The sequence below is a fragment of the Bacteroides sp. 1001302B_160321_D4 genome (assembly GCF_015667765.1).
In the GTDB taxonomy this organism is placed as follows: domain Bacteria; phylum Bacteroidota; class Bacteroidia; order Bacteroidales; family Bacteroidaceae; genus Bacteroides; species Bacteroides xylanisolvens.
Map to the genome: position 1 here is coordinate 36691 of NZ_JADPLO010000031.1, position 23626 is coordinate 60316.

Sequence of the window (23626 nt, forward strand, 5' to 3'; positions counted from 1 at the left end):
TCTAAAACTGTCAGGATTGAACCATCTATATTTCAACTTTGCAAAGTTAATCAGGGAAATTTGTTTTTCAACTATACAAATTACAGAATGTTTTACCAATTTCACTGATAACAGACGGGAAAACCTTTAGCCGATTGGGTAAAGCACTATTTTTCTAATGCCACGACCTCTCCAATCTCCGGAATCAATACATTCAGAGAATCTTTATTCTTCATCTCTTCTGCATTTTTGAGAGGTTCATCCCAACGATGTTTGGCCAACGCATATTTAGAATGATGTACGGTCAGAACTCTTTTCGCTTTTAAATCTCTGGCCGTCTGTGCCATATATTGGGGCATCAGATGAATTAAGCTCCACTCTTCGTTGTATTGCCCGTTTTCAAGAATTGCGAGGTCGATGCCGGGGAACCGGTTGCCTATTTCTGCATAATGCGTATCATATCCTCCGTCTCCGCCAATGTATATCTTTTGTGAAGGAGCTTCTAGCAGGAAAGAAGCCCAAAGTGACTGGTTGGCAGTAAGTCTGCGACCGGAGAAATGACGGGCAGGCAAACAATGTATCATAAAGCCCGGAGCGAGGTTTGCGTCTTCATTCCAGTCAAGTTCTATCAGACGCTCTTTATCAAATCCCCAATATTCGAAATGTTCGCCAACACCCAACGGACAAATCACTGCTCCAATCCGGTCTTTTAATTTTTTGACTGTGTTGTAATCCAAATGATCCCAATGATCGTGACTAATCACGAGATAATCAATGTCCGGCATATCATCCGGTGTATAAAGTTCCGTACCTTTGAATGGCTTGTTGACAAAAGATACGGGAGAAGCCATACAAAATACCGGGTCAACCAATATTCGCTTTCCTCCCGTTTGAATCAGGTAAGATGAATGTCCGAACCATACCAATATTTCTTCATTACGGCCAATCTTGCGTAAATCCGTTTTTATTGCTTTGACAGCCTGTTCGGGGCGCAAACCGTCTATCTTTCTGAAAATGAACTCCCAGATTCCGCTAAAACGTCCCCTGTCGGAAGTCATCAATAGAGTTTCATGCTGATTTTTAAATTCTCCGTTTCTGTAATTAGGAGATTTCATGACTCTTTCCAGCCGTTCCCCACGGGGAGTTCTGCCGAAACTGGCTTGATTGATAAAAACAATGACTGACACCGCCAGTAATGCTATTACAGCTAATATACATCCTACAATCATACGTGCTTTGAATTTCTTGAATATGATACGCATATAATTCATAACTAAATTATTTCACGCAGCAAATATACAGGTATTCAGAGAGCTTATTAGTATATATATTACAGATTGTTATACCATAATTACTGAAAGCAGTTGCCTGTTGGGTGTCAGTCTATTGTGTGAACAAACCCTTTTCTTGTTCAGTTATTTAGAAATAAATTTTGTAGCTGATGTTCGGAATCAGCCCCACTCCGTCTTTTTCTTCTACTACGCTTGTTCTTTCATTGTATTGATAGAAATGCATTCCGGTGCGCATACCCACATTCAGTATTTTCAGAGAAAACTCGTGGGATACTCTTTTCTTATTGATCCGGAAGCTGATGGAAACATCACCGTTTATAGATGGATTGAATCGTTTAGTATAGGCTTTGCTCTCGTCAAAGACGATGTCTTTTTCTTCCTGACTTTTTCCTTCATCCACAGGTGTATAGCGTCCTCCTCCCTGAAAGAACAGACGGCCGTTTACACTTAATACATTCTGTTTGAGTCTGCCAACCATCCATTCTTTTCCGGCGAGCAGGTTCACTAAAAAACTTTTATCCAGTCTCGTATTTCGCCAGATACGGTCTCCTCCCCTATATTTCGATTTGAATAATGAAGCTGTAATCATATAGTAGAAGCCGTTTTTCATGTATTGTTCCAGTGTTATATCTATTCCATAGTTTTTGGCTATTCCGGTGTTTGTCAATATGCGGTCTAAATAGAATTCTTCATAATTGATAATAGAAAAGGAGGAGTTTTCCTCAACCGGTATGTGGAACAAGTATTGATAATAGGGTTCTATTTTCAGATGTAGGCTCTGATTGATATTCCAGTCATAAGTGAATCCGAAATGATGTGCCTTTGAGAAGTCCAGGTACCGGTTTGATTCCTTTTTACCATTGATTATCTGTTCAACAAAGTAATAGTCGAGCCTTTCCCGGCGGCTATGCAAGCCGTAAGCTGCTGCTAAAGAATGTGCAGGATTTATTTTCCATTTAAGGGCAACTCTCGGTTCTATCGACCAATTCTTGTTTAAAGTAAAATATTGTCCGGTAACCCCTAAACTAGTTGTCAGATTGTTGCTCAAGTTTATTACGGAACTACTATATGCCGAGAGGACTGTACTTTCTCCACTGCCTTTCGATATTTGTTCCATAGGTTTGTTTAATCCCAAATAAGGGCTGACTTTGTAATCAAGATCATATTTAAGTTCCGTAATGGTAATCCCTGTTCTGTTGGTATGCCTCGGACTGAATTTCTTATTCAGATATGAATTGAATACTAAATTCCATCTGCTATTCTGAATATCTGCTACATTAATAATAGCGTCGTCGGTATGTAAGTCCGCCAATGAACGGTCTTTGGAATAGGTAGCGGATAGAGAAGAACAGATATAAGTATTTTCATCCAGTACATATTTGTGCGCTAAGCCACCTGCCAGTTTATCCAGTTTATTATATCCCGACGACCGGTCTCCCATCGTTTCCCATTCGGAACGTTCCAAAACATCTGCTTTATTTCTGTCTATCAATCCTAATCCCCAGATCGAAAAGGTTCCGGCTTTACGTGTGGGAAAATTTAGTTTGAAGGCTAAATCCTGATATTTCAGGTTGATGTCATTACCCGATGCCAGTGAAGTAGTAGAAAAGCGGTAATTAATCAGGTAGGAACTTCCCCGCTTTTTATTGATAGGTCCTTCCGAGGCCAAATCTATCCCCATGAGCCCGACTTGAAAAGCGTGTTCGTACTTCTGATTATTACCATTTCGCAGATGCATATCGAAAACTCCTGATAAGGCATTGCTGTATTCCGCCGGGAAAGCTCCGTTGTAGAAATCGGAGTTGCCGATGACTTGCGTACTCAAAGCGGACAGGAATCCTCCTCCCAAGCCTGATAAATCAGCAAAGTGAGTAGGATTAGGTATTTCAATTCCCTCCAGTCTCCATTGTGTAAATTGCGGGGCATTTCCCCGGATGGCAACCGCATTAGTACCGACATCTCCTGCTACACCTGCAAATGCAGAACTTAACCGTGCAGGATCGTCAAAACCATTGGCAAATCGGGACGCTTCTTCAATACTAATCATACGTCCTCCTGTGATAGCCATTGGGTTGATAGTCCGGTCTTTTTTTATTTCCGGCTTGACAAGTACTTCAGCCAAATCTTGTACATTCTCATCCATAGGAATCTCTACAAATACTTCTTTGGATGAAGTGACAGATACTTCGCTGATGATACTTGGGCGATACCCCATAAAAGATGCCTGAATATTATAACGACCCACCGGGATATTATTAATCCGGAAATTTCCCCGTCCGTCAGTCGAACCTCCCCGTGAGGGATCTTCTATTATACAGACAGAGGCATATTCTATGGGTGTATTGGTTTTGGAATCAACAACGATTCCTCTTATGGTTTGAGTCAGTTTTTGTGTATCATTGCTAGTAGTCTTTTGTTTGATATCCTGCAAAGAAATTATAATATGATATCCTTTTATCTTATATACATATCCGGTTTCCTTCAATAGTTGAGCCATAGCTTTGTCAATGGTTACATTTTTGAATGATAAAGAGTGCTTCTTTTCGATATTCAGGTTCGATTGTTCATAAGCGATGCTATATCCGGTTTGTGTTTCAATTTGTGCAAAAGCCTCTTTTAATGAGATATTTTTATTTTGTATGGTAATCTTTTTATCTTTATTCTGTGCAATAGTTGTAAGAGATAGAAAAGTAAAAAATAAAAAAATGGCGAGCTTACCTGCCTGTTTATTTGTATTTATTCGATTCATTATTCTATATTTGTATGTTGATACTTCATTTTACGTCACTTGTTGAATGAGGGTAGACATTTCAGAACTGGGAAGAGGGTCTCAAGCTGCTTCCCGGTTCTTTTTATTCATAGGCTGTTTCTTTTTATTGTCGGGTTAATACTATTTTCTTTTCATATTGCTGATAATCAAAGCCGATGATATCTTTCAATATATTTAGTATTTCATTCAGACTTTCATCTTTCAGAAATTTAACCGTATATCGTTTGGATGCGGGGATAATTGCTGTATTATCAATAGTGGTGTTATAGTGCCTTTCCAAGGTTCGGAATATTTCTCCGGCGCTGGCATTGGTAAATACTAGTTTTCCCGCCATCCAACAATTTGTATCATTCGTATCTATCACTGATATGTGAATATCTGATGATTTTTTGTCGTATGTAAGCTGCTCATCGGGCTTTAGTATATGGGGAGGTTGAGACCGGACACTCACTTCCACTTTACCGCTAGTCAATGTAGTCGTTATTTTCTCATCATTAGGATAGGCTTTCACATTGAACCTGGTTCCAAGAACTTTCACAGAGAGTTGGGAGGTTTCTACAATAAAAGGACTTGCGGTATCTTTTTTGACAGAGAAATAAGCTTCACCGTTGAGAATGACCTGACGTTTATCTTTGGCAAAAGTCTCCGGGTATAAAATGGAACTTCCCGCATTCAACCATACTTCCGAACTGTCCGGCAAGATTAGACGCTTCTGTTCTCCATAGGCAACAGATACCTCTATCATTTCGTTTCGGGGAGAAAGATAGTAGAACATTCCTCCTGCCAATAAAAACAAAGGAACAATAACGGCGGCAACACGGGCAAACTTCTGATAAGAAGCTACGTTGGTCAGATGCTCCTTATTATATCCTGTTCTTAAGTTTACCCGTTCCAATGAGACATAAGTGCTCGAATCGGCTTCTACGTCCAATTCATTCCAATAATCCAATGAAGCTTTTGCTTTCGCCTGCTGATTTTGGTCTTTAATGATCCACTTCTGCACTTTCTCTTCCGTTTCGGATGGAAAGCGTGCGGAGAGGAACATTTTGATGATTTTACTGATATTACTTTTCTTCATTTTTGCTGCACTTTACTATATATACAGTTTAGTGGCAAAAAGCTCAATAAGAAAGTGGAAGCTTTTTTATAAAGCAGAATGAAAAAAAATATAATGCTATAATAGTGATACCAGGAAACATGAAATAACCTTCCGTATTTCTTTCAAAGCAAGACTTAGCTGGCTTTCAACATTTCTTTTGGTAGTATTCAGGCGTTCGGCAATTTCGGCATTGGATAATCCTTCGTTACGACTCAATGTATAAATCATTCTCCGTTGTTCGGGCATTCCTCCGACAAGTTCGTCAATCAGCATTTCCAATTCCTTGGCAATAAGGTCTTCTTCGGAAGTAGAGCTATATCCTGTTTCTTGATTATTGTTCAGATAGGCATCACACACATATTTATGTTTCAGAAAGTTGATTGCTGCATTTCTTGCAATGGTGTGCAAATAAGAATTGAATGATCTGGACGTATCAATCGAATGACGGTTGATCCAAAGATTGACAAATAAATCCTCTGTCAGCTCTTCCGCATCAGGTTCTGATTTTATATATCCGTCAATGAATGTTTTGGTTTTGTTGTAGTATGCTATAAAAATAGTCTCAAAGGCCTTGTGATTCCCATCCTGAAAGGCCTCCAGCGTTTTTATATCAATGTTGTTATTCATACTATCTCCCAATTTTCATTTCATTAGGACAAAAGAAGCAATAATTTATTTTAGATAGATGGTCTTTTTTGAAATATTAATGATATTAGAAAGATTTATTCTATTTTCAAGATTCTCTTCATCTCCGGACGAAAGCTATCACCCCAGATTTCCAGTTGCTCAATCAGAGGAATCAGCGTCTTTCCCAATTCGGTGATAGCATATTCCGAATGGGGAGGAAGCTCCATGAATATCTTTTTGCTGATAATGCCGTGCATCTCCAATTCTTTCAGTTGTTGATTGATGACCCGGGGACTTGCCTCGGTAAATAAACGATGCAGCTCGCTGGGACGTTTCGGACCAGTGCATAATTCCTGAATGATGCAACTTTTCCATTTTCCCCCGATCACTTCCATCGTAATCTTTATCCCACAATCAATATCAAAAGGAATTTTCTTCTTATACATAGTTTTCTGCTTTTCTGCAAAAATAAGGATATCACTACAAAAACAAAAATAATAATCCCCAAATGTAGTATAGGGCTAAATTTATCAGTATATGAATAATTCGTCCCTACTTGCCGATGTTTCAGGTATTCCCTACTTTTGCTTCAAAAAGATGAGAAAGTATTTATTATCACTTGCATTAGTCGTTGGAGTCGTTTCAATGAATGCACAAGAAAAAGTAACAAACAATGTAAATATGGAAAATAAAAAATCAACTCTTCGTTTTATCTATCCTCAATGGCAAGGAGGAATTGTAGATCATTGGATGCCTGATATTCCGGCGGAAGATTCATCCAGAGGCTACTATCTGGGAGCACAGTTATTGAACTATTTAGCCCCACAGACCGGTCAGAATACGGTCGAAGTTCCGGTTTCACTGGATATAAATGACAGAGCGACGGAAAAAGGTATCAGTGCACGCAGTGTCATACTGAAACAAACTAAAGCTGCGCTTGATCTGCTTAAAGAGAATCATCCGGATCGGATTGTCACTTTAGGAGGAGAATGTTCCGTTAGTGTTGTTCCGTTTACTTATTTAATCAATAGATACCCGGATGATGTAGCTATCGTCTGGATAGACGCACATCCCGACATCAATCTGCCTTATGATGAATATAAGGGTTATCATGCAATGGCACTAACAGCTTGTTTGGGAATGGGAGATGAAGAAATAATGGAATTACTTCCGGGAAAAACGGATGCTTCCAAAGCCCTGATTGTCGGACTCCGCTCATGGGATGAGGGTATGCAGGAACGACAAAGAAAGCTGGGAATTAAAGGATTATCTCCACAGGAAGTTGCCAATGATCGTACAAAGATTATGGAATGGCTGAAAAGTACCGGGGTTTCGAAGGTGGTTATACATTTCGATATGGATGTATTGGACCCGGCAGAGATAATCGCTGCCGTAGGCGTTGAGCCTAACGGCATGAAGATTGAAGAAGTAGTTCGTATCATTAATGATATATCCTCCGAATATGATCTGGTAGGACTTACAGTTGCCGAACCTATGCCACGAGTGGCAATCAAACTTAGAAATATGCTCAATCAGTTACCTCTATTGAAAGATTAAATCCCCTTTGACGAGGACGGTAAAGAATACCGAATACATTCAGTAGATACCCCAATAAACACAATAATGGGGCAATACGTATGCGTGTTCCACTAAATATATCGGGATTATAGGCGGCAAGGGTACTCCCCTCGCCGCTCATTAATATATATCCTATGATAATCAATATAGAGCCGATAATTAAGATGACGTAATTTCTTTTGCCCAATACTGTTTTTATTTCTTCTTCTCTTATTCTTTTCGATTTCATATTCTTTGAGTTTAGTTGTGATAATTCATTAGTTGAGTAAAGCGCATATATTTCTTTTCAAATTGCTGATTACTCTGTTCATATCTCTCTTTATCCATACTCTTCAGTAATTCATTACACTGATTCCATTGCCAGAACCTATACAAACAATCCTGTTGAACCATCCCTATCCGGTTATCTCCCAATGAGAAAGCCCAGTCGATATAATTTTCCGATTCTGCTATCAGATGATTCAATAGATCGGTCGCTTTCTGCGTTTCTCCTATGGAAGCATAAGCGGTGGCTATATCATACGAACCACTCTCGTATACTTCAGGAACATTATATGCCGGAATAGCTTGTCCAGCATACTCCAATACTTTTCTGGCACGGATGTCGTCTCCTTGTTTCACCAATTCTTTAGCCAGTTGCGCAAAAAGCCTTCGATGAGAATGACAGATGCGCAGGGTTGTTTCGTCCAGATAAAGTCCGGGAGTATCCAATCCTCCGTATTTATATCTGTTCATCACATTCTCGTAGAGCTTCTCCGTATCTATGGCATATCCATTGCCTTCTTCTACGTCTCCCCATTCTTTATAGTTGAAAGGAGTAAACCGGAATGCTAACCCTTCCTGAACAAAGTAGTCATCAAACTTCAGTTTACTGGAGTTGCCTACCGAGATAGCCATGTACAAGGGACGTTCCCAGTTACAGTTAGCCAATATCTCGAGTATGAGCAAGTCCACTTTAGTCAATAGACGTATATCTTTTAGAGAAATAGACAGTTTATCCGGTATTGCATCTTTTAGTTCTTCCCCTCTTAAATGATGAATGGCTTCAGGCAACATCATTCCCGAACGGAGTACTGCATTCTTATCAATATGGATATTTATTGTATCGGTAGGTATCACATGAAATTCCTGTTTCTCCGCGAACACCCAATATTTCAGGATATTTTTTATTTCATACGGATCGTCTCCAAAACTGTCACGGGCTTCTTCAGGATGTTTCTGATACAATTCTTCTATCTGTTTCTTCAACTCCGGACGAACAGCCACATATTCGTTCTTACCTTCCTGGTATTGATTTTGGTCCCAACTGATCGGCAGTCCGGGAGCATCGTACAGAGGACATTGTTGCTGATAAATGTACCAGTCGGTCTGCGTATAACTTAAATTGCAGATACGTACATCTCTGCGTACTTCTTCCGTATCCTGATTATACCACAAGGGGAACGTATCATTATCCCCGTTACAGAATATGATCGGATTTCCTTTGTCGGGAAGTGTCATCAGATAATTAGCTCCAAAGTCACGACAGGTATACCGGTTGCTTCGATCGTGGTCATCCCAAGTCTGGCTTGCCATTTGTATGGGGACAAACAGGCAAAGCAGCATAAGTAAGCCGACTGGGAGGATTTTTTCCTGTTTCCTGCGAAGCATGTCACAGCATCCGGCGGCTCCCATTCCAATCCAGATAGCGAACGCATAAAACGAACCTGCATACGCATAATCCCGTTCACGGGGTTGTCCGGGAGTCTGATTCAGATAGAGCACAATAGCCAATCCCGTCATAAAGAAAAGGAAAAATAAGACACTGAATTGCTGCTTGCCTTTTTTTCCACGTGTCCATTGCCAATAGATACCGAGTAATCCTAATAATAATGGTAAGCCATAGAACACATTGTGACCTTTGTTCTCACGCAAAGATTCCGGCAAAAGTTTTTGATCCCCCAGTCGCAGATTATCAAGCCAGGAAATTCCTGTAATCCAGTTACCATGTTCCGGTTCACCGCTTCCTTGAATATCATTCTGTCGTCCGACAAAATTCCATAAGAAATAGCGCCAGTACATGTAATTGAGTTGGTATGTGATAAAATAAGTCAGGTTCTCTTTTTGTGTAGGAGCCTCATTCGCACCTCCACCGGACCATCCTTTGTAAGAAGCGGCCGAACGATCATTCCACATTCGCGGAAACAACATATTTTGAGTGTAGCACACGTCTTCCTTATAGCGAATAATTTTATACTTGCCTTCTTTCTTATCCGGCCGATAGATGGCACTACCTTTTTCTGTCTTTACCTTGTAATAGTCTCCTTCGGGCACATACTCCGGTTCGGACGCATAGGTTCTCCCATAAAGTAAAGGAGCACTTTCATACTGTTCGCGATTCAGGTAGCTTTTGAGTGTGAAAATAGTATCCGGTGCATTCTCATTGAGCGGCGTATTAGCCTTGGCACGAATGAGTATGACCGCATAGGTGGTATATCCTATGGTGAGCATGAGTAAACACCACAAACCGGTATTCACGATGCGTTTTCTGAACCGATAAATGGCTCCTATCAGTAAAAACAGGACCAAACCCAGAAAGACGATCAATCCTGACTGGAAGGGTAATCCCATCACATTGACAAAGAATAATTCGAACCATCCTCCTACATCAGCCATTCCGGGTATATAAACAAAAAGAATCAATACAATAAGAATACCGGATAATGCAATGGCCCCGATAACTCCCTTGAGTGATAGAGTCTGATATTTTTGGTAATAGAACACTAATACAATGGCAGGAATACAAAGCAGATTGAGTAAATGTACTCCAATCGAAAGACCTATAATATAGGCTATCAGGATAATCCAACGGTCGCCGGACACAGAATCCGATTCATCCTGCCAGCGAAGAATCATCCAAAATACCAAGGCTGTGAGGAAAGAAGAGAAAGCATATACCTCCCCCTCTACCGCACTAAACCAGAATGTATCACTGAAAGTATAAGCTAAAGCTCCCACAAAACCTGCTCCCAGAATGATAATAACATCCATAACAGATAATTTCCGTTCATCGCCCACAAGCAAGGCTCTCACTAATCGGGTAATACTCCAGAAAAGAAACAAGATACAACCGGCACTCAATAGTGCATTTAAAAAGTTGACCATTCCCGACACTTGCGAAGCATCGGAAGCAAACTGGGTAAACAGGTTGCCGACAAGCATATAGAAAGGTGCTCCCGGCGGATGCCCTACCTGTAATTTTTCAGCACAAGAAATAAATTCGGGACAATCCCAGAAACTTGCGGTTGGTTCGATGGTCATCCCATACACAAATGCTGCTATCAGAAAGACCAGCCACCCACCGAAATCATTCCATCTTTTAAATAATAAGTTGCTCATTGTTCTGTACTTTTTTATTTGCAAAGTTACAGGACATACTGCTAAAACAGGCATTTTTTACCGGACGGATACGGACGGTCGTCAATGATAATATGTTGATAATCAATAATAATAAAAGTGAAGAGATAGACAAAAACAGACAGAGGATAAATTAGGTACAAATTAATAATGGCATAGTAAAGTAAATGGCATAAAAATGACAATGTATCAAATATGAAAAAACTATTGGGATATTAGGAAAAACAAGTGCCACTCTTGTTTTTTGCTATTTAATTTCGTATCTTTAATGACTTTCATTCTTCTAAAGACAGATAATCATATTACAGAATGACAAATATCACCTTATAAAGTGACATTTGTCACCCTATAGGATGCCCATCGTCCCGTTATAACGGGACAACTACCCGACTGCATAAAAGATTACTAATTTCTGTACCAAAAAACATTAATCTCTGCAACGAAAAGCCTTAAATGTAGTAAGGAGATAATGAATCATTACCAGATAATAATTAATTTCTTGCACAAAATGAAAGATCCCCCAATGATTTCACAATATCTTCCAGTGACTCTTTAGAATTAGCCAACATCAGTTTCTCCGTTTTTATTCTGGAGATTCTCCGGGTCAGCGTCTCTGTAGTCAGTTTCATTAAATCAGCAAAGCAAGCAGGTTGGACTCCCTCCCGCAGAAAAGCACATACCCTTAAATCCTCTTCTGTGAGCTTCGGACCTATTTCTTTCAATTTAGATACAAGTCCATAGACGTTTTCCTGAAGTCGCAGTAACTCTGTCCAGTCTTTCTCGGAGAAAGAAGGGATTTTAGAAGACAAAACATTCCGTTCTTTAAACTGTCGTACTTTTGAGACAACGGGGGAACTTTCATAGATATGTAGTTGAAGAGACTGATACTTCTCTTCGAGATGGTTACATTGCAAAATCAGCTTATCCGATTCAACATCTTTTTTCAGTATTTCTTCTTTGAAAAGATCCAATTGGGAAAGTGCGTGCCGATTTTTCTTCCAGAGTAGCCCAAGTAACAAAGACATCACACCAAACATTCCTAAAGCAGAAGAAAGAATTACTGAAGAATCGCTTTTACCGTCATTCAACATCAACTGACTGGCGTATGCCTTTCTCTCCATTTCCAGTGCTTCATCAAAGTTACCGTATTTCTGATAATAAAGACTACATCGTTTGCAGATTTTTGCCAGATAATCGTATTCCTCTGTTTCTTTTGCGAGCCTAATGGCTTCCATGAAGTGAATTTCAGCCTCCTTTTTCTGTTCCAAATCACTTTCTACACAAGCGAGATAATAATATACTTTAGATTTTTGATATTCATCACCGTGTTTCTCATAATAAGATGCCGCCTGCCTGATTTGCTTATCAGAAGAATGAGGAATACTTTTGTCCTCGTTGAGTTGGGTACACAATAAATTATACTCTGCCAGTTGAGCCTCATTCATTTGGCTTGACTGAATAGTCTCAAGAATAATGGATGCTGTATCCGGGTCCTGTGCCATGAGTTGTGCGGCTTTGTCTAACCCTTGCTTCACACTCGTTCCTTCCGGATGACATGCAGCCAATGAAAGGAGCATCATATACAATAAAATTCGAAGGTTATTCATAACTCTATTTTTGTCTTTACAAAGGATTGATTGGATTTGCAAATATAAAAAATAATCGGTATTTATCCTTCCCTAAGTCATACAAAAAGTATAGTGACGCTATCCTCTCCTTATAGCTACGCTATCCGGGTGTGATAGTGACACTATTTGGCAAGGATAGCGTCACTATGTTTTTTTGACAAATATCAAGCCGTTGTGCACTGCTAATTAAGAAGATAAGCCGTATCTTTGTAGCAAACAAAAAAATTATATATCATGATTAAAAACATTGTATTTGATTTTGGAGGGGTGATTGTAGATATTGATCGTGACAAAGCGGTTCAGGCATTTATCAAACTGGGACTGGCAGATGCTGATACCCGGCTGGATAAATATCACCAGACCGGCATCTTTCAAGAACTGGAAGAAGGAAAGCTAAGCGCGGATGAGTTTCGGAAACAACTGGGGGATTTATGTGGCCGTCCATTGACGATGGAGGAAACCAAACAGGCATGGCTGGGCTTTTTCAATGAAGTGAATCTAAATAAACTCGATTATATATTGGAATTGAGAAAGTCCTATCATGTGTATATTTTAAGTAATACCAATCCTTTTGTTATGTCGTGGGCATGCAGCCCCGATTTCTCATCGAAGAAAAAGCCGTTGAATGATTATTGTGACAAACTATATTTATCTTATCAAGTCGGTCACACGAAACCTGCACCGGAAATATTCGATTATATGGTGAACGATTGCAATATTATTCCTTCTGAAACTTTATTTGTAGATGACGGCGCCTCTAATATCCAAATCGGCAAAGAACTGGGATTTGAAACGTTCCAGCCGAAGAATGGTGCGGATTGGCGGGAAGAAATGACTGCTATCTTGGAGAAACGATAATTGAGCAGTTAGTACCATACCGTAAATAAAAAATATGCAACCACAAGTCATACTTATCACCGGAGCATCTTCCGGATTCGGCAAGATTACCGCTCAAATGTTATCGGAACGAGGACACATCGTTTATGGAACAAGCCGGAAACCTTCCGAAGACATGAATCATGTAAAAATGCTTGTTGTCGATGTAACCAATTTCCTTTCCGTTTGTCAGGCTGTAGAGCGGATTCTATCAGAGCAGGGGCGGATTGATGTATTGATTAATAATGCCGGAATAGGTATTGGTGGCGCATTGGAACTTGCCACTGAAGAAGAAGTGAATATACAAATGAATACAAACTTCTTCGGCGTAGTGAATATGTGTAAAGCTGTTTTGCCATCTATGCGAAAGGCACGAAAAGGTAAGATTATAAATATCAGCTCTATCGGTGGTGTAATGGGAATCCCCTATCAGGGATTTTATTCTGCTTCGAAATTTGCAGTGGAGGGATATAGCGAAGCATTGGCTTTAGAGGTTTATCCGTTCCATATAAAGGTTTGTGTAGTAGAACCGGGAGATTTCAACACCGGATTTACTGATAACCGGAATATCTCCGAACAGACAAGACTGGATGCCGATTATGGAGAAAGTTTTCTGAAATCATTGGAGATTATAGAAAAAGAAGAACGTAATGGATGCCATCCGCGGAAGTTGGGTGCTGCCATCTGTAAGATAGTGGAATGTACCAATCCTCCTTTTCGGACGAAAGTAGGTCCATGGATACAGGTATTGTTTGCGAAGAGTAAAAAATGGTTGCCTGATGCAGTGATGCAGTGTGCCTTACGGATATTCTACGCAATTAAGTAAACGATACGATATATAAAAGAAACTGTTCCCAAAGTTCCTAAAAGAAAAATCGTCCTTACTACAGTCTATCGTAGTAAGGACGATTTTATAAGATCAAGGCTTTTTTGAACGGCCTCTTTTTTTGATTTGAATATTTTATATGTTTCCGGATTAACCTTTCGGAACTAATTCCAAAAACATGGTAGTAGTCAGCAACACAGCCAGTCCGACGCAAACGCTTATCAACAGCCAATTGATATATTTTGCTTTCGGCTTGGTGTCGGCATGCAGATTGTTCAGGAAATACTCCCTAAAGAAAAGATACAGGCCGGGGATTGTGGCACTTGCCAACAAGAAATCTTCCGGAATCTGAAAGAAATAAGTTTTGGATAATCCGATCAGCGACCAGTGGCAAAGGAACAATACCAAAAACATATTGACCTTTTGCGCAAACAGCAATAACAATCCGATGGTAAACACCACTACCGAACAAGGCATGACCGGAGAAGTCATTTCCGGGAATGAAAGTCCGCGTGCCAATGAAACCAAAGGATATATAAAAGGCATTGCTAACAGCACATAAGACAGCAAATCATATTTGTGGGTACGTTCGAAGGTAGTATATCCCGTAATCGCATCCCATATCCAAATGATAGCCATCACCCCCCAAAACATAGCCATCACCCCATTATAGCTACGCTCTTCACAATAGATATAATAGTAGACCAAAGAAATCCACGTATACAGGCCTATCATATAGAACTTCATCGCCATTTTCACCCACGGACGTGGTCGGCCGATAAGCAATCCGGTCAATGCAATACCAATCAGAATAATAACTATCTGTAATAGCCAGGTAGCTGAATTATAATATGCAATTGTTCTCCAAAAAATCTCCATAAAAGTTCGTTTTAGTGTCTTGTTAATGAAAAGGCTCTATGTGGGAACAGGAACATCGGGAACGTAGCTCCTACCGCCAACATGAAAATCACTGTGCTTGCTATCAGAGTATTAGAGAAGAACATCGACATGAACTTGTCCAGCTTGTCCGGATCATTCACATTTTGCAGACACATGATAAGTGAAAATACCATGTTGTATGCAAACTTTCCCGGAATCATAGGAAGCAACGCCGGAATGTACAATACCGTCATCGGGCAATATACTTTTTTCCCTAACCACAAACTACCGAAGCCGATGACTAATCCGGCAAACAACGAACCTGTGGCAATGTCCATGCCTAAATAGTTCATCAAACAAAAACGACAGGCGTGTCCCAGTGCTGCCAGTATGGCAATCATTTTGAATGCACGCAAAGGAGGATCGGAAATTGCACCAAATCCTATACCTGCTACTGCTGCAAAAAATCCATCCGTAAGAATGTCAAGTGCTATCATATCAAATTAAACTATTTTTTACCATTAATAATGTGAAGGAAAGTCCGATAGCGATGCTGACAATCAACAAAGAAGCCTCTGTCAGACGGGCAAATCCTGTTAAAACGTATCCTTCTACTACATCAATCACGCCATTAATCAAGGGAACCCCAGGCACAAGATAAAGCACGCTGGTTGCCATGGCAATCTCCGAAGTTGTGTCGAAAATCAGCGCGGTGGAAGCACACAGGGAAGCAACAAAAGCCGAAACAATAAATACAACATAATGATTGATCTTTTTCGCCTGCATTTGTTGTTTCAGGTAGAATCCTGTAATGGTAGCCGAGAACACAATTCCCATCGAAATTAAATCACCGCCGAACAATTTGCAGAAAGACGCATTGGCAAATCCTACCAGTAGTAAAACGAAAAGCGGATGTATCCGCGGAGCAGAAATAATCTTCTTGTATTTGTCTTTCAATTCTTCCAATGACAAATGATTGTCTACTGCTTCCCAGCTTAATGCGCTTAACTCTGAATTATGTTCAAAACTGATCGGGTGTGCAGGAATGTCTATGACCTCGTTACAAGCCTCGTTTGTTTCTTTGTCTATAATAGTCAGAATGATGTTTCTATGAAATACGCTTAATTTGACATCTAGTCCGAAAGCCTCTCCAATACGCTTTGTGTTACGTACTACCCGCGAGGTGTGTACTCCGGCTCCCATTAAATGGGCTGAATATTCTGCAATAAATTTACCTATGGATAATAAAGATTCGCCTGTCTTCATGAATATGATATTTTTAAATCGGGCGCAAAAGTACAAAAAAAATAGATACCTTTGCCGCGATCAAAAATAAAAAATGCATGAATAACCAATTTACGCATCCAAAAGAGAGAATACGTTTTGCCATATTGACTTTTTTCTTTGCCCAAGGACTTTGTATGGCAAGTTGGGCCAGCCGAATCCCTGATTTTAAAGACGTTTTTGTTGCAAATTATGCTTTCTACTGGGGGCTGATTTTATTTATGATCCCTGTCGGAAAATTTGTCGCGATCCCCTTGGCTGGCTATCTTGTTTCGAAGTTAGGAAGCCGGAGCATGGTACAGGTCAGTATCCTGGGATACGCTTCATCCCTGCTTTGTGTCGGACTGGCTCATGAGGTCTATCTTTTAGGCTTTCTGCTCTTTTGCTTCGGGGTGTTCTGGAATTTATGTGATATATCATTCAATACACAAGGCATTGAAGTGGAACGTTTGTATGGTAAAACCATTATGGCCACTTTTCATGGAGGATGGAGTCTGGGGGCATGTGCAGGAGCATTTATCGGCTTCGTAATGATTTTGGCAGGAGTCTCCCCTATCTGGCATTACACACTGATATTTATAATCATCCTTATAATTGCACTTTCCGGGCGGAAATATTTGCAGGAGAGCGCACCGCAGGAAGCGGAAGTTTCTGATACAAAGACGCAGGAAAGAAATACAGCCAAAGCTCCCAATGGTTTTCGCCTGTTATTTCAAAAACCGGAAATGTTGCTTTTGCAGTTAGGACTTGTCGGACTGTTCGCGCTGATTGTAGAAAGCGCAATGTTCGACTGGAGTGCCGTTTATTTCGAATCAGTGGTTCATGTACCTAAATCATTGCAAATCGGTTTTCTTGTATTTATGATTATGATGGCAACGGGCCGTTTCCTGACTAACTATGCTTATCAGCTTTGGGGAAAGAAGAAAGTCCTGCAACTGGCGGGCAGCTTTATCTGTATCGGCTTTTTTGTTTCTGCCCTGTTAGGAGGAGTTTTCGAATCTATGGCCATGAAAGTAATTATCAATTCTTTGGGTTTCATGCTGGTCGGCTTGGGAATATCCTGCATTGTGCCTACTTTGTACAGCTTCGTGGGAGCCAAATCAAAAACACCGGTCAGTATTGCACTTACCATTCTGTCAAGCATCAGTTTTATAGGTTCGTTGATTGCTCCCCTGCTTATCGGTGCCATCTCGCAGGCGTTCGATATCCGTATCGCTTATATGCTTATCGGCATATTGGGCGGATGCATCGTATTAATTGTCAGTTTCAGTAGTGCTTTCAATATTCAGGAATCTGGCGATAAACCTGAATAGAACAAATAAAAAACGCAGCCTTTCACAGTGTTTAAAATTAAACCTCCTGTGAAAGGCCGCGTCAATCTTTTAATGCCTTAACTAACCTAACTACTTTATCTTAACTATACTAACCTATCTACAAAATACCCGAAAAATCTTTTATACTACTAATAATCCTATCTTTCAATTCGTTATTTTCAACTATTGAGAAGCCACAGTCTACATTTGCCGGAGCCAATAATACAGCTTTAGCTTCTTCTGCATCTGCCATCTCTTCCGGGTGCTCTCTGAAATAAGTTTCCCATTGGGAAGCTGATTGCGGAGTTACACCCAGCACATAGTTGATAAAATCATCATCCGTCAAAAAATCCATTACCTTTGAGCACATATCGCATCCTTTTTAAGCGTTTACATAAGTAGGACGGCGTTATCCTGTCTATGTACTCAACCCATTTACCTTTTTACTAAAATTAACTTGCCAGACTACGCAACTTTGTCAATCCGCGATGCATCAAGTTGCGTACAGACTGATAATTCATATTCATAATCTCGCAGATATCCTCGTATTTCTTTTCTTCTATATAATATAATGTAAGCGCTTCACGTTGGCGGGGAGATAATTGGTCCAACAGACGTCTAACCAATGAAAATTCATTCTTGCGTTGCTCTTCTTCCATATAATCATCTTCTACATCTGTAGGAGTGGATATGCTAACTTCTTCTACTGCCGTATCAGACATATACATACGTCTGCGAAGTTCATCACACAACTTATTCTTTAAGGAGATGAATAAATAAGATCTCAAATTATCGATTGTTCCTAATTCATCTTTCTTTGTATAGAGTTTCACGAAGATGTCATGAATACAATCTTTCAGTAACTCTTTATCAATGGTCAACTTCAATCCGTAATTAAAAAGGACATTGATGTGCAAGTTATACAGCTGTGAAAAAGCTGCCATGTTTCCCGCTTGAAAAGAAGCGAGCAAAGTGTCGGTTGAATGATTAGTCTGTTCCATCATAGCATTAATTCGATTGATTTGATGTTGCAAAACTAAGCAGTATCGACCGCAACGTTAGGTAAAATCTGGTTTGTGGATTGAAAAAACAAGTATCATGTTTTATAACACTCTTTTACTAGAAATTACCAATAAAAAGCAAAAATCCCGCTGAATGGTCTTCAACGGGATTCTCTGCTTTATAACTTATGGAACCAATAAATACCTTCTTTCTTATCTGGCACCTTTAGATTGTATAAACCATTTATTTTCAGTGATTTATTTATCGTTTCAATCTTTCCGGAAGCAGGATGAATGTACTTTAATACATACTTTCCGGACGATAATTGAACAGGAATTTCTGTTCCGGACTTGGAATAAATGATACTTCCAATATCAGATTTTACCATTTTCTTGTACTCGTCCGTATTTGTTTCTTCCACTTCCATGGCTGCTGCATCCTTCAGGAACGCTTTATCTGTGCACGGAATTACAGGACATGAACCTCCCGCCATGAATACAGCCCATCCCATAGCCGGATAATTCTGTGCGTAGAATGTCACTGCCTTTTGAGGAAATTTCTGACGATACTCATTGACAGCTTTATATGCTTCTGTGAAAGTCACCTTTCCCACTTTCATCTTACGCATGTGCTGACGTGGTGCCATATTCTTTCCACCTTCCGGCGCAAAGATTCCATCCGTCTTATAATGCCAGTATCGAATATCAATAATATCTACTACGGCAGCGCGTTTAGGATCTGCAAGGATTGCATCCTGTACGTCTTTCGTTGTACTCAATGCCACTTTTGCTTTCTTTCCGGTTTCAGTTTCCCATTCGGCTATCACGTCCAACCAAAATTGTACGAAATGCAACGGACCTGTAAATTCGGCGCTTGTCAACTGAATAACATTCGAATTGTCTGCGAAGTTATTCAGGCACTGACGGATATATTGTCTGTGCAGTTCACGACGGACAGGATGAGTAATGTCATAGAACATATCCGCCACAAAGATTCGTTTGTCTCCGGCAAATGGAGCAGGTTCAGGAAATCCGGTCTGATTGATGTTATTGCTGCTTCTCCATGGAGAATCTACCCAATGCGCACCGGCTTCCAATATATTGTGCTGGAAATAGTTTTCATGGAACAACAGCAGTCCGTCCTTATTTCCTTTTTCTGCAAATTCTTTTAAGCGGCTCCAGTACCATGCATTAGGGCGTTTCAAATCATATTTGCTCAATCCTTCCCATGCTGTTCCCTGACCGCTACGACCGAATGGCTGTTCATAGAAAGGTCCCCATACATCACCATCGCGACGGCGAATCCGTTCGTGGTCATCCCGGCGACGGTCATACCAAAGACCGTAATTTTGATCGAAAACAAGAATGTTTTTCTGTTTCATAAAGTCGACTACAGAATCAATGCGGTCGGTTAATCCCAATCCCTCTCGTCCCGGCACAAAGCGGGTGATGGCCGGACTTGCCTTTTTCAGATAATTGGTTTTGAGCTTTCCGTTCCACCAAGGGGTGGTATGACTGCCTCCCACCAATAGAGCACCGTTCATCTGAATACGTCCATTAGTTACAGTTACTTCCGGTTGGGTTAATAATTTAGCAGCAGCAGAAGAAGAAGAAGAAGAAGAAGAAGATTTTGCAAGTGCAGCGCTCTTTTTCTCTTTAATGTCATCGATTGATTTTACTCCGGTTGATACCACCGAAGGAGCAAACTTGTTATCGCCGATCCAATGTTCCAACGTCAACCGTGGTTTATATGCTTCTTTAGCGAGTTCCATAGCTACTTCCACTGTGGGACTACTGGTTGCACTTGTATTTCTGGGAAGAATACGTGCACGCTCTGCACATTCTTTGTTCAACCGTTCTTCCAATTGAGCATAAAAAATGCTGCGAGGTTGTACATGATTGTTGGATTGTGCCCATTCACCGTCACCGGAGAATTGTGCCCAACAACCGTATGCACGGTTCATCACATCTTTTGCCGGGGCATAACATTCGATTTCCGCTGCGGTACATTGCCAAAACAAGCTGTTTGCCGTATTCCAACCGGCTCCGTTTTTATCTTGTCCCAAATTCTTGAAAGTCAGGTTATGCCCGTCGATATTTACTACGTCAAACAACAGTCCGCACGCCCAGGCATCAATAGAACCACTGAATCCCAAAGATTCGTACGAATCACATTGTACAAAAGCATTGGGACCGGCTGCGCAATATCCGGCAGCAAAGTCATGAATACCCTGTTCCGAATAGCAGCGTTGAAATAAGGTTTGTTGTCCCAACGTATGGAAAGTGCAACGACGCATCCCTCCGATTTCTGAAACAGGTTCTTTCGAGATACAGTCTTCAACGGTAATTTTGGAACCTGTGCGCTGAACAATCACAGCGCTTCCTGCAAAATGCTTGAAGTTAACCAGTCTCACCCAACAGTTTTCCGCATCTTCAATGGAGATACCTGTCCAGCAATGATCCTCGTCTTTAGGATAACGCTTGTCGTAATCAGAAATCAGTGTCATATTTTCTACGCCACAATCGTGAATACGTCCGTTCCATTGATAAGTCAACAGGGAAGAAGTTCCATAGTTGGCATCCAAAGCTACGGTCAGCGGAGCATCCAGTGTTATCTGGTTGCCGTTTACTTCACTGACTGTTCTGTCCCAAGTCAGATCCATGTCACCTTCTTTCCATCCCAAAGCGCTGATACCTCCTCCAAAAATATCACAACCCAAAGAGACAATCCATTCTTTGCCGGAAGGACGGGTAACCATGACACGATCTCCTTTTTTCAGAGAAACACCCGAAGCGACTTCCAATGTTCTCGCGTTTACCGGAACATAGTTGGAAAGTACCTTCAATGTGTCTTGCACATTCAGGTCGTCCACTCCTTCCATGTAGATAAGCGCACCTCTGTCTACGCCCTTTTTCAGCAGTATTGTTTTTTCTTTATCCGTACCCCGCAATACAATTCCGGATGCGGAGATACGAATACTGCCGGACAGGGAAAATTCTCCCTGATCGAGTAATACGGCTCCCCGAAAACCGGAAGCGTCAGGAGCCAGCGAAGCTACATAATCAATGGCACGTTGAATACGTGCAGTATTATCTCCGGCTTTCCAGGGTACAAACACCACATTGCGGACAGAAGGAATATCCTGTTCGGAGAATTTATATCCGCATGTAGAGAAATCGAGAATCCGGTTTCCCCGATCATCATTCAGGTAAGTGATCTGGTCATTCTTAACCTGTAAAGCAAAGGTTTGCGCATAACTTTGCACAAACCCAATGCTCAATAATCCTAAAAGGATCGTTCTTACTTGTATATTCATTACAATAAACTTTATCATCTTTTCATCCGGTTACAACAGACTTTTCCGTTTAGACAATGTATCGTAATTGTTCTTCAAGTCTGTCCAATCCACTTTCTTTCTGGTGTCTATACCATTGATGTATTTTTCAATATTGGTATATCCGTCACCGTTGCAGTCCATGTTGGCGTCGGTCGGGTCATTCGGATTCAATCCGTTGGCAATTTCCCAAATATCCGGCATACCGTCGCCGTCCGAGTCTACTACCGCTTCACCTTTATATTCGGGCAGTCCGCCTACCTGACGAATATCTGTGATGATACCTTGCTTGTAAGAATCAGCCGGTAACCGTCTCTTCACGTAAGGAGAGACAAACTCCGGTGCATCTTTCGCATAAATGGCCTTTCCTGTTTGTACGGTTTTAATGACACGTGCATCTACTACGTCACGTTTCGGAAAATTAGCTCCTACATTATCTAATACAAAGGTATAAGCTTTTTTGGTATCCATTACAGTTACCGGTGGCATTTTGAAAGCCTCGTCCGATTTAATTAGCGGCAGAAACTTTGTGGCGTCCACCTCTTCTTTAAGTTGTACGCCTCCGTCCCAGTTATCTTTTGTAACTTTGGCATTGCCATGGATAATATTTCCATTTACGTATGCTTTTCCGAATGAAAGCGGTCTGTTTTTGTCACGTCCCGCTTCCGGTTTGAGAATACGATAAGAAATCGGTTTACCTATCGGAGTGATCGGACCGGGTTTGAAATAGTTGTTTATCATATTGTAGAAACTGTTGTGATCGCCTCCGTCTACGGAACGGTTCCACCAGTTGAAAACAACATTATTGACGAAGTTAAAGTCGCCGTCCATACCTACCGAACTATTCCGGCTGATGTTGGAAGCAAAAAGATTACGGCAGAACATACTGTTATGCCCACCGATGGTTGCACCGAAAGCATGATTGTAGGTATCCAATGCTTCAGAGAAAATAGAATTCTGGATGGTAATGTTTACCGTCGGAAGTTTCAGCCCGTGTCCATCTGCCCCTCTGTTGTATACATGACGGTAGATAGACATGTTTTCATCCAATCCCCAACTGGCGGAGCAATGGTCAATCATGATATTTCCAACCGCATTCCCTCCTACTGCATCATCACGGAAAGCTACGTCCTGCGCACCGCGACGGAAGCGCATGTGGCGAATCACGACATCGTGTGTATCGATCAGGAAAGATTGTCCGGTGACGCAGATACCATCTCCGGGAGCTGTTTGTCCGGCAATCGTTACATAAGGGGCACGTACGCTAATCGGGCTTTTCAAACGAATCACTCCCGCTACATTGAATACAATAATACGTGCACCTCCCGTTTCGCAGGCTTCGCGTAATGTTCCGGGACCGGAATCTTCCAGCGAAGTGACCACGATCACTTTACCTCCACGACCACCGGGAGTATACATACCTCCGCCTTCCGCGCCGGGGAAAGCCGGGATATTACTTTTTATCAAATCTTCGGGTTTGGAGGCCCAAGGCTTATAGCGACGACCTTTCTTTGCTTCTTCTAACACTGTCGGCAAAGCTTTTTCCCATGCCGCATCCGATTTCCGTTCAAACTCCGCTTCTTGTTTTGCTCCTCTTGCTTTTACCGAGTCCGGAATTACAGGATACTGGGCTGCCACAGGTAGTACACAGGCAACCAGCATCCACGCTGATAATACTTTCTTAATGTTGTTCATTCTTTCGAATCTTAATTAGGTTTCTAAAAGGACGATTAAGAAAGCATT

At 41.0% G+C, this 23626-nt stretch carries 19 protein-coding genes; 4 read left to right on the forward strand and 15 right to left on the reverse strand.

Annotated features, from left to right (window positions below; genetic code table 11):
* Nucleotides 1–146: 146 nt before the first annotated feature.
* The 5 genes from KFO40_RS13205 to KFO40_RS13225 form a co-directional block, all read right to left on the reverse strand.
* Complete coding sequence (locus tag KFO40_RS13205) at nucleotides 147–1250, reverse strand: MBL fold metallo-hydrolase (RefSeq protein ID WP_004318262.1); 1104 nt, start codon at nucleotides 1248–1250, stop codon at nucleotides 147–149.
* A 148-nt stretch (nucleotides 1251–1398) separates the two neighbouring features.
* Nucleotides 1399–4020, reverse strand: coding sequence for a carboxypeptidase-like regulatory domain-containing protein (locus KFO40_RS13210; RefSeq protein ID WP_149944731.1), 2622 nt, complete (start codon nucleotides 4018–4020; stop codon nucleotides 1399–1401).
* Nucleotides 4021–4144: 124 nt separating this feature from the next.
* The gene (locus KFO40_RS13215) at nucleotides 4145–5119 is read right to left on the reverse strand and encodes a FecR family protein (RefSeq protein WP_004309739.1); all 975 of its coding nucleotides are present in this window, start codon (nucleotides 5117–5119) and stop codon (nucleotides 4145–4147) included.
* Between the two features lie 96 nt (nucleotides 5120–5215).
* The gene (locus KFO40_RS13220; protein WP_004296013.1) at nucleotides 5216–5767 is read right to left on the reverse strand and encodes an RNA polymerase sigma-70 factor; all 552 of its coding nucleotides are present in this window, start codon (nucleotides 5765–5767) and stop codon (nucleotides 5216–5218) included.
* Nucleotides 5768–5862: 95 nt separating this feature from the next.
* Entirely contained in the window at nucleotides 5863–6213 is a 351-nt protein-coding gene (locus KFO40_RS13225; protein WP_004296014.1) for a winged helix-turn-helix transcriptional regulator, read from the reverse strand.
* A gap of 91 nt (nucleotides 6214–6304) precedes the next feature.
* Here KFO40_RS13225 and KFO40_RS13230 point away from each other — a divergent pair, with 91 nt between their 5' ends.
* Nucleotides 6305–7324 carry an arginase family protein gene (locus KFO40_RS13230; RefSeq protein ID WP_004296015.1) on the forward strand — a complete coding sequence of 340 codons (1020 nt, stop codon included), beginning with the start codon at nucleotides 6305–6307 and terminating at the stop codon, nucleotides 7322–7324.
* Here the strand turns inward: KFO40_RS13230 and KFO40_RS13235 are convergent.
* The 3 genes from KFO40_RS13235 to KFO40_RS13245 form a co-directional block, all read right to left on the reverse strand.
* Nucleotides 7296–7574, reverse strand: coding sequence for a DUF3098 domain-containing protein (locus tag KFO40_RS13235; RefSeq protein ID WP_004296016.1), 279 nt, complete (start codon nucleotides 7572–7574; stop codon nucleotides 7296–7298). The two genes, KFO40_RS13230 and KFO40_RS13235, sit on opposite strands and share 29 nt — an antisense overlap.
* An 11-nt stretch (nucleotides 7575–7585) precedes the next feature.
* Nucleotides 7586–10723, reverse strand: a complete 3138-nt coding sequence (locus KFO40_RS13240; RefSeq protein WP_211146446.1) for a DUF2723 domain-containing protein — start codon at nucleotides 10721–10723, stop codon at nucleotides 7586–7588.
* Between the two features lie 509 nt (nucleotides 10724–11232).
* Nucleotides 11233–12348 (reverse strand): hypothetical protein, encoded by a 1116-nt coding sequence (locus tag KFO40_RS13245; protein ID WP_004325941.1) that lies wholly within the window; start codon nucleotides 12346–12348, stop codon nucleotides 11233–11235.
* 255 nt (nucleotides 12349–12603) lie between these two features.
* Here KFO40_RS13245 and KFO40_RS13250 point away from each other — a divergent pair, with 255 nt between their 5' ends.
* Together KFO40_RS13250 and KFO40_RS13255 are read left to right on the forward strand one after the other, a co-directional pair.
* Complete coding sequence (locus tag KFO40_RS13250; RefSeq protein ID WP_004325942.1) at nucleotides 12604–13227, forward strand: HAD family hydrolase; 624 nt, start codon at nucleotides 12604–12606, stop codon at nucleotides 13225–13227.
* A gap of 34 nt (nucleotides 13228–13261) precedes the next feature.
* Nucleotides 13262–14071 carry an SDR family oxidoreductase gene (locus KFO40_RS13255; RefSeq protein WP_004325943.1) on the forward strand — a complete coding sequence of 270 codons (810 nt, stop codon included), beginning with the start codon at nucleotides 13262–13264 and terminating at the stop codon, nucleotides 14069–14071.
* 150 nt (nucleotides 14072–14221) lie between these two features.
* On the opposite strand, the gene KFO40_RS13260 is transcribed toward KFO40_RS13255, so the two are convergent.
* From KFO40_RS13260 to KFO40_RS13270, 3 genes are read right to left on the reverse strand one after another with little or no spacing between them, the layout of a single operon-like run.
* Nucleotides 14222–14950: a DUF6064 family protein gene (locus KFO40_RS13260; protein ID WP_004296021.1), complete on the reverse strand. Its 729-nt coding sequence runs from the start codon at nucleotides 14948–14950 to the stop codon at nucleotides 14222–14224.
* 11 nt (nucleotides 14951–14961) lie between these two features.
* Nucleotides 14962–15447 (reverse strand): threonine/serine exporter family protein, encoded by a 486-nt coding sequence (locus tag KFO40_RS13265; protein WP_004306108.1) that lies wholly within the window; start codon nucleotides 15445–15447, stop codon nucleotides 14962–14964.
* Nucleotide 15448: 1 nt separating this feature from the next.
* The gene (locus KFO40_RS13270; RefSeq protein ID WP_004296023.1) at nucleotides 15449–16216 is read right to left on the reverse strand and encodes a threonine/serine exporter family protein; all 768 of its coding nucleotides are present in this window, start codon (nucleotides 16214–16216) and stop codon (nucleotides 15449–15451) included.
* Nucleotides 16217–16293: 77 nt separating this feature from the next.
* Between KFO40_RS13270 and KFO40_RS13275 the strand changes: the two genes are divergently transcribed.
* A complete protein-coding gene (locus KFO40_RS13275; protein ID WP_211146447.1) occupies nucleotides 16294–17547 on the forward strand; it encodes an MFS transporter in 1254 nt (417 codons plus the stop codon).
* Nucleotides 17548–17665: 118 nt separating this feature from the next.
* Here the strand turns inward: KFO40_RS13275 and KFO40_RS13280 are convergent, their stop codons facing one another.
* From KFO40_RS13280 to KFO40_RS13295, 4 genes are all read right to left on the reverse strand, one after another.
* Nucleotides 17666–17917 (reverse strand): hypothetical protein, encoded by a 252-nt coding sequence (locus KFO40_RS13280; protein ID WP_004309749.1) that lies wholly within the window; start codon nucleotides 17915–17917, stop codon nucleotides 17666–17668.
* A gap of 82 nt (nucleotides 17918–17999) precedes the next feature.
* Nucleotides 18000–18551 carry an RNA polymerase sigma factor gene (locus KFO40_RS13285; protein ID WP_004296026.1) on the reverse strand — a complete coding sequence of 184 codons (552 nt, stop codon included), beginning with the start codon at nucleotides 18549–18551 and terminating at the stop codon, nucleotides 18000–18002.
* Nucleotides 18552–18727: 176 nt separating this feature from the next.
* Nucleotides 18728–21865 carry a DUF6298 domain-containing protein gene (locus tag KFO40_RS13290; RefSeq protein WP_211146450.1) on the reverse strand — a complete coding sequence of 1046 codons (3138 nt, stop codon included), beginning with the start codon at nucleotides 21863–21865 and terminating at the stop codon, nucleotides 18728–18730.
* Nucleotides 21866–21895: 30 nt separating this feature from the next.
* Complete coding sequence (locus tag KFO40_RS13295) at nucleotides 21896–23578, reverse strand: polysaccharide lyase (RefSeq protein WP_211146448.1); 1683 nt, start codon at nucleotides 23576–23578, stop codon at nucleotides 21896–21898.
* Nucleotides 23579–23626: the final 48 nt, after the last annotated feature.

Excerpts from the sequence above, each read along its gene's own strand:
- KFO40_RS13275 (WP_211146447.1), top strand. The coding sequence starts at position 16,294 with ATGAATAACCAATTTACGCATCCAAAAGAGAGAATACGTTTTGCCATA.
- KFO40_RS13255 (WP_004325943.1), top strand. The coding sequence starts at position 13,262 with ATGCAACCACAAGTCATACTTATCACCGGAGCATCTTCCGGATTCGGC.
- KFO40_RS13205 (WP_004318262.1), bottom strand. The coding sequence starts at position 1,250 with ATGAATTATATGCGTATCATATTCAAGAAATTCAAAGCACGTATGATT.
- KFO40_RS13250 (WP_004325942.1), top strand. The coding sequence starts at position 12,604 with ATGATTAAAAACATTGTATTTGATTTTGGAGGGGTGATTGTAGATATT.
- KFO40_RS13270 (WP_004296023.1), bottom strand. The coding sequence starts at position 16,216 with ATGAAGACAGGCGAATCTTTATTATCCATAGGTAAATTTATTGCAGAA.
- KFO40_RS13230 (WP_004296015.1), top strand. The coding sequence starts at position 6,305 with ATGAATAATTCGTCCCTACTTGCCGATGTTTCAGGTATTCCCTACTTT.
- KFO40_RS13245 (WP_004325941.1), bottom strand. The coding sequence starts at position 12,348 with ATGAATAACCTTCGAATTTTATTGTATATGATGCTCCTTTCATTGGCT.
- KFO40_RS13240 (WP_211146446.1), bottom strand. The coding sequence starts at position 10,723 with ATGAGCAACTTATTATTTAAAAGATGGAATGATTTCGGTGGGTGGCTG.
- KFO40_RS13260 (WP_004296021.1), bottom strand. The coding sequence starts at position 14,950 with ATGGAGATTTTTTGGAGAACAATTGCATATTATAATTCAGCTACCTGG.
- KFO40_RS13280 (WP_004309749.1), bottom strand. The coding sequence starts at position 17,917 with ATGTGCTCAAAGGTAATGGATTTTTTGACGGATGATGATTTTATCAAC.
- KFO40_RS13265 (WP_004306108.1), bottom strand. The coding sequence starts at position 15,447 with ATGATAGCACTTGACATTCTTACGGATGGATTTTTTGCAGCAGTAGCA.
- KFO40_RS13295 (WP_211146448.1), bottom strand. The coding sequence starts at position 23,578 with ATGAACAACATTAAGAAAGTATTATCAGCGTGGATGCTGGTTGCCTGT.
- KFO40_RS13225 (WP_004296014.1), bottom strand. The coding sequence starts at position 6,213 with ATGTATAAGAAGAAAATTCCTTTTGATATTGATTGTGGGATAAAGATT.
- KFO40_RS13290 (WP_211146450.1), bottom strand. The coding sequence starts at position 21,865 with ATGAATATACAAGTAAGAACGATCCTTTTAGGATTATTGAGCATTGGG.
- KFO40_RS13235 (WP_004296016.1), bottom strand. The coding sequence starts at position 7,574 with ATGAAATCGAAAAGAATAAGAGAAGAAGAAATAAAAACAGTATTGGGC.
- KFO40_RS13210 (WP_149944731.1), bottom strand. The coding sequence starts at position 4,020 with ATGAATCGAATAAATACAAATAAACAGGCAGGTAAGCTCGCCATTTTT.
- KFO40_RS13215 (WP_004309739.1), bottom strand. The coding sequence starts at position 5,119 with ATGAAGAAAAGTAATATCAGTAAAATCATCAAAATGTTCCTCTCCGCA.
- KFO40_RS13285 (WP_004296026.1), bottom strand. The coding sequence starts at position 18,551 with ATGATGGAACAGACTAATCATTCAACCGACACTTTGCTCGCTTCTTTT.
- KFO40_RS13220 (WP_004296013.1), bottom strand. The coding sequence starts at position 5,767 with ATGAATAACAACATTGATATAAAAACGCTGGAGGCCTTTCAGGATGGG.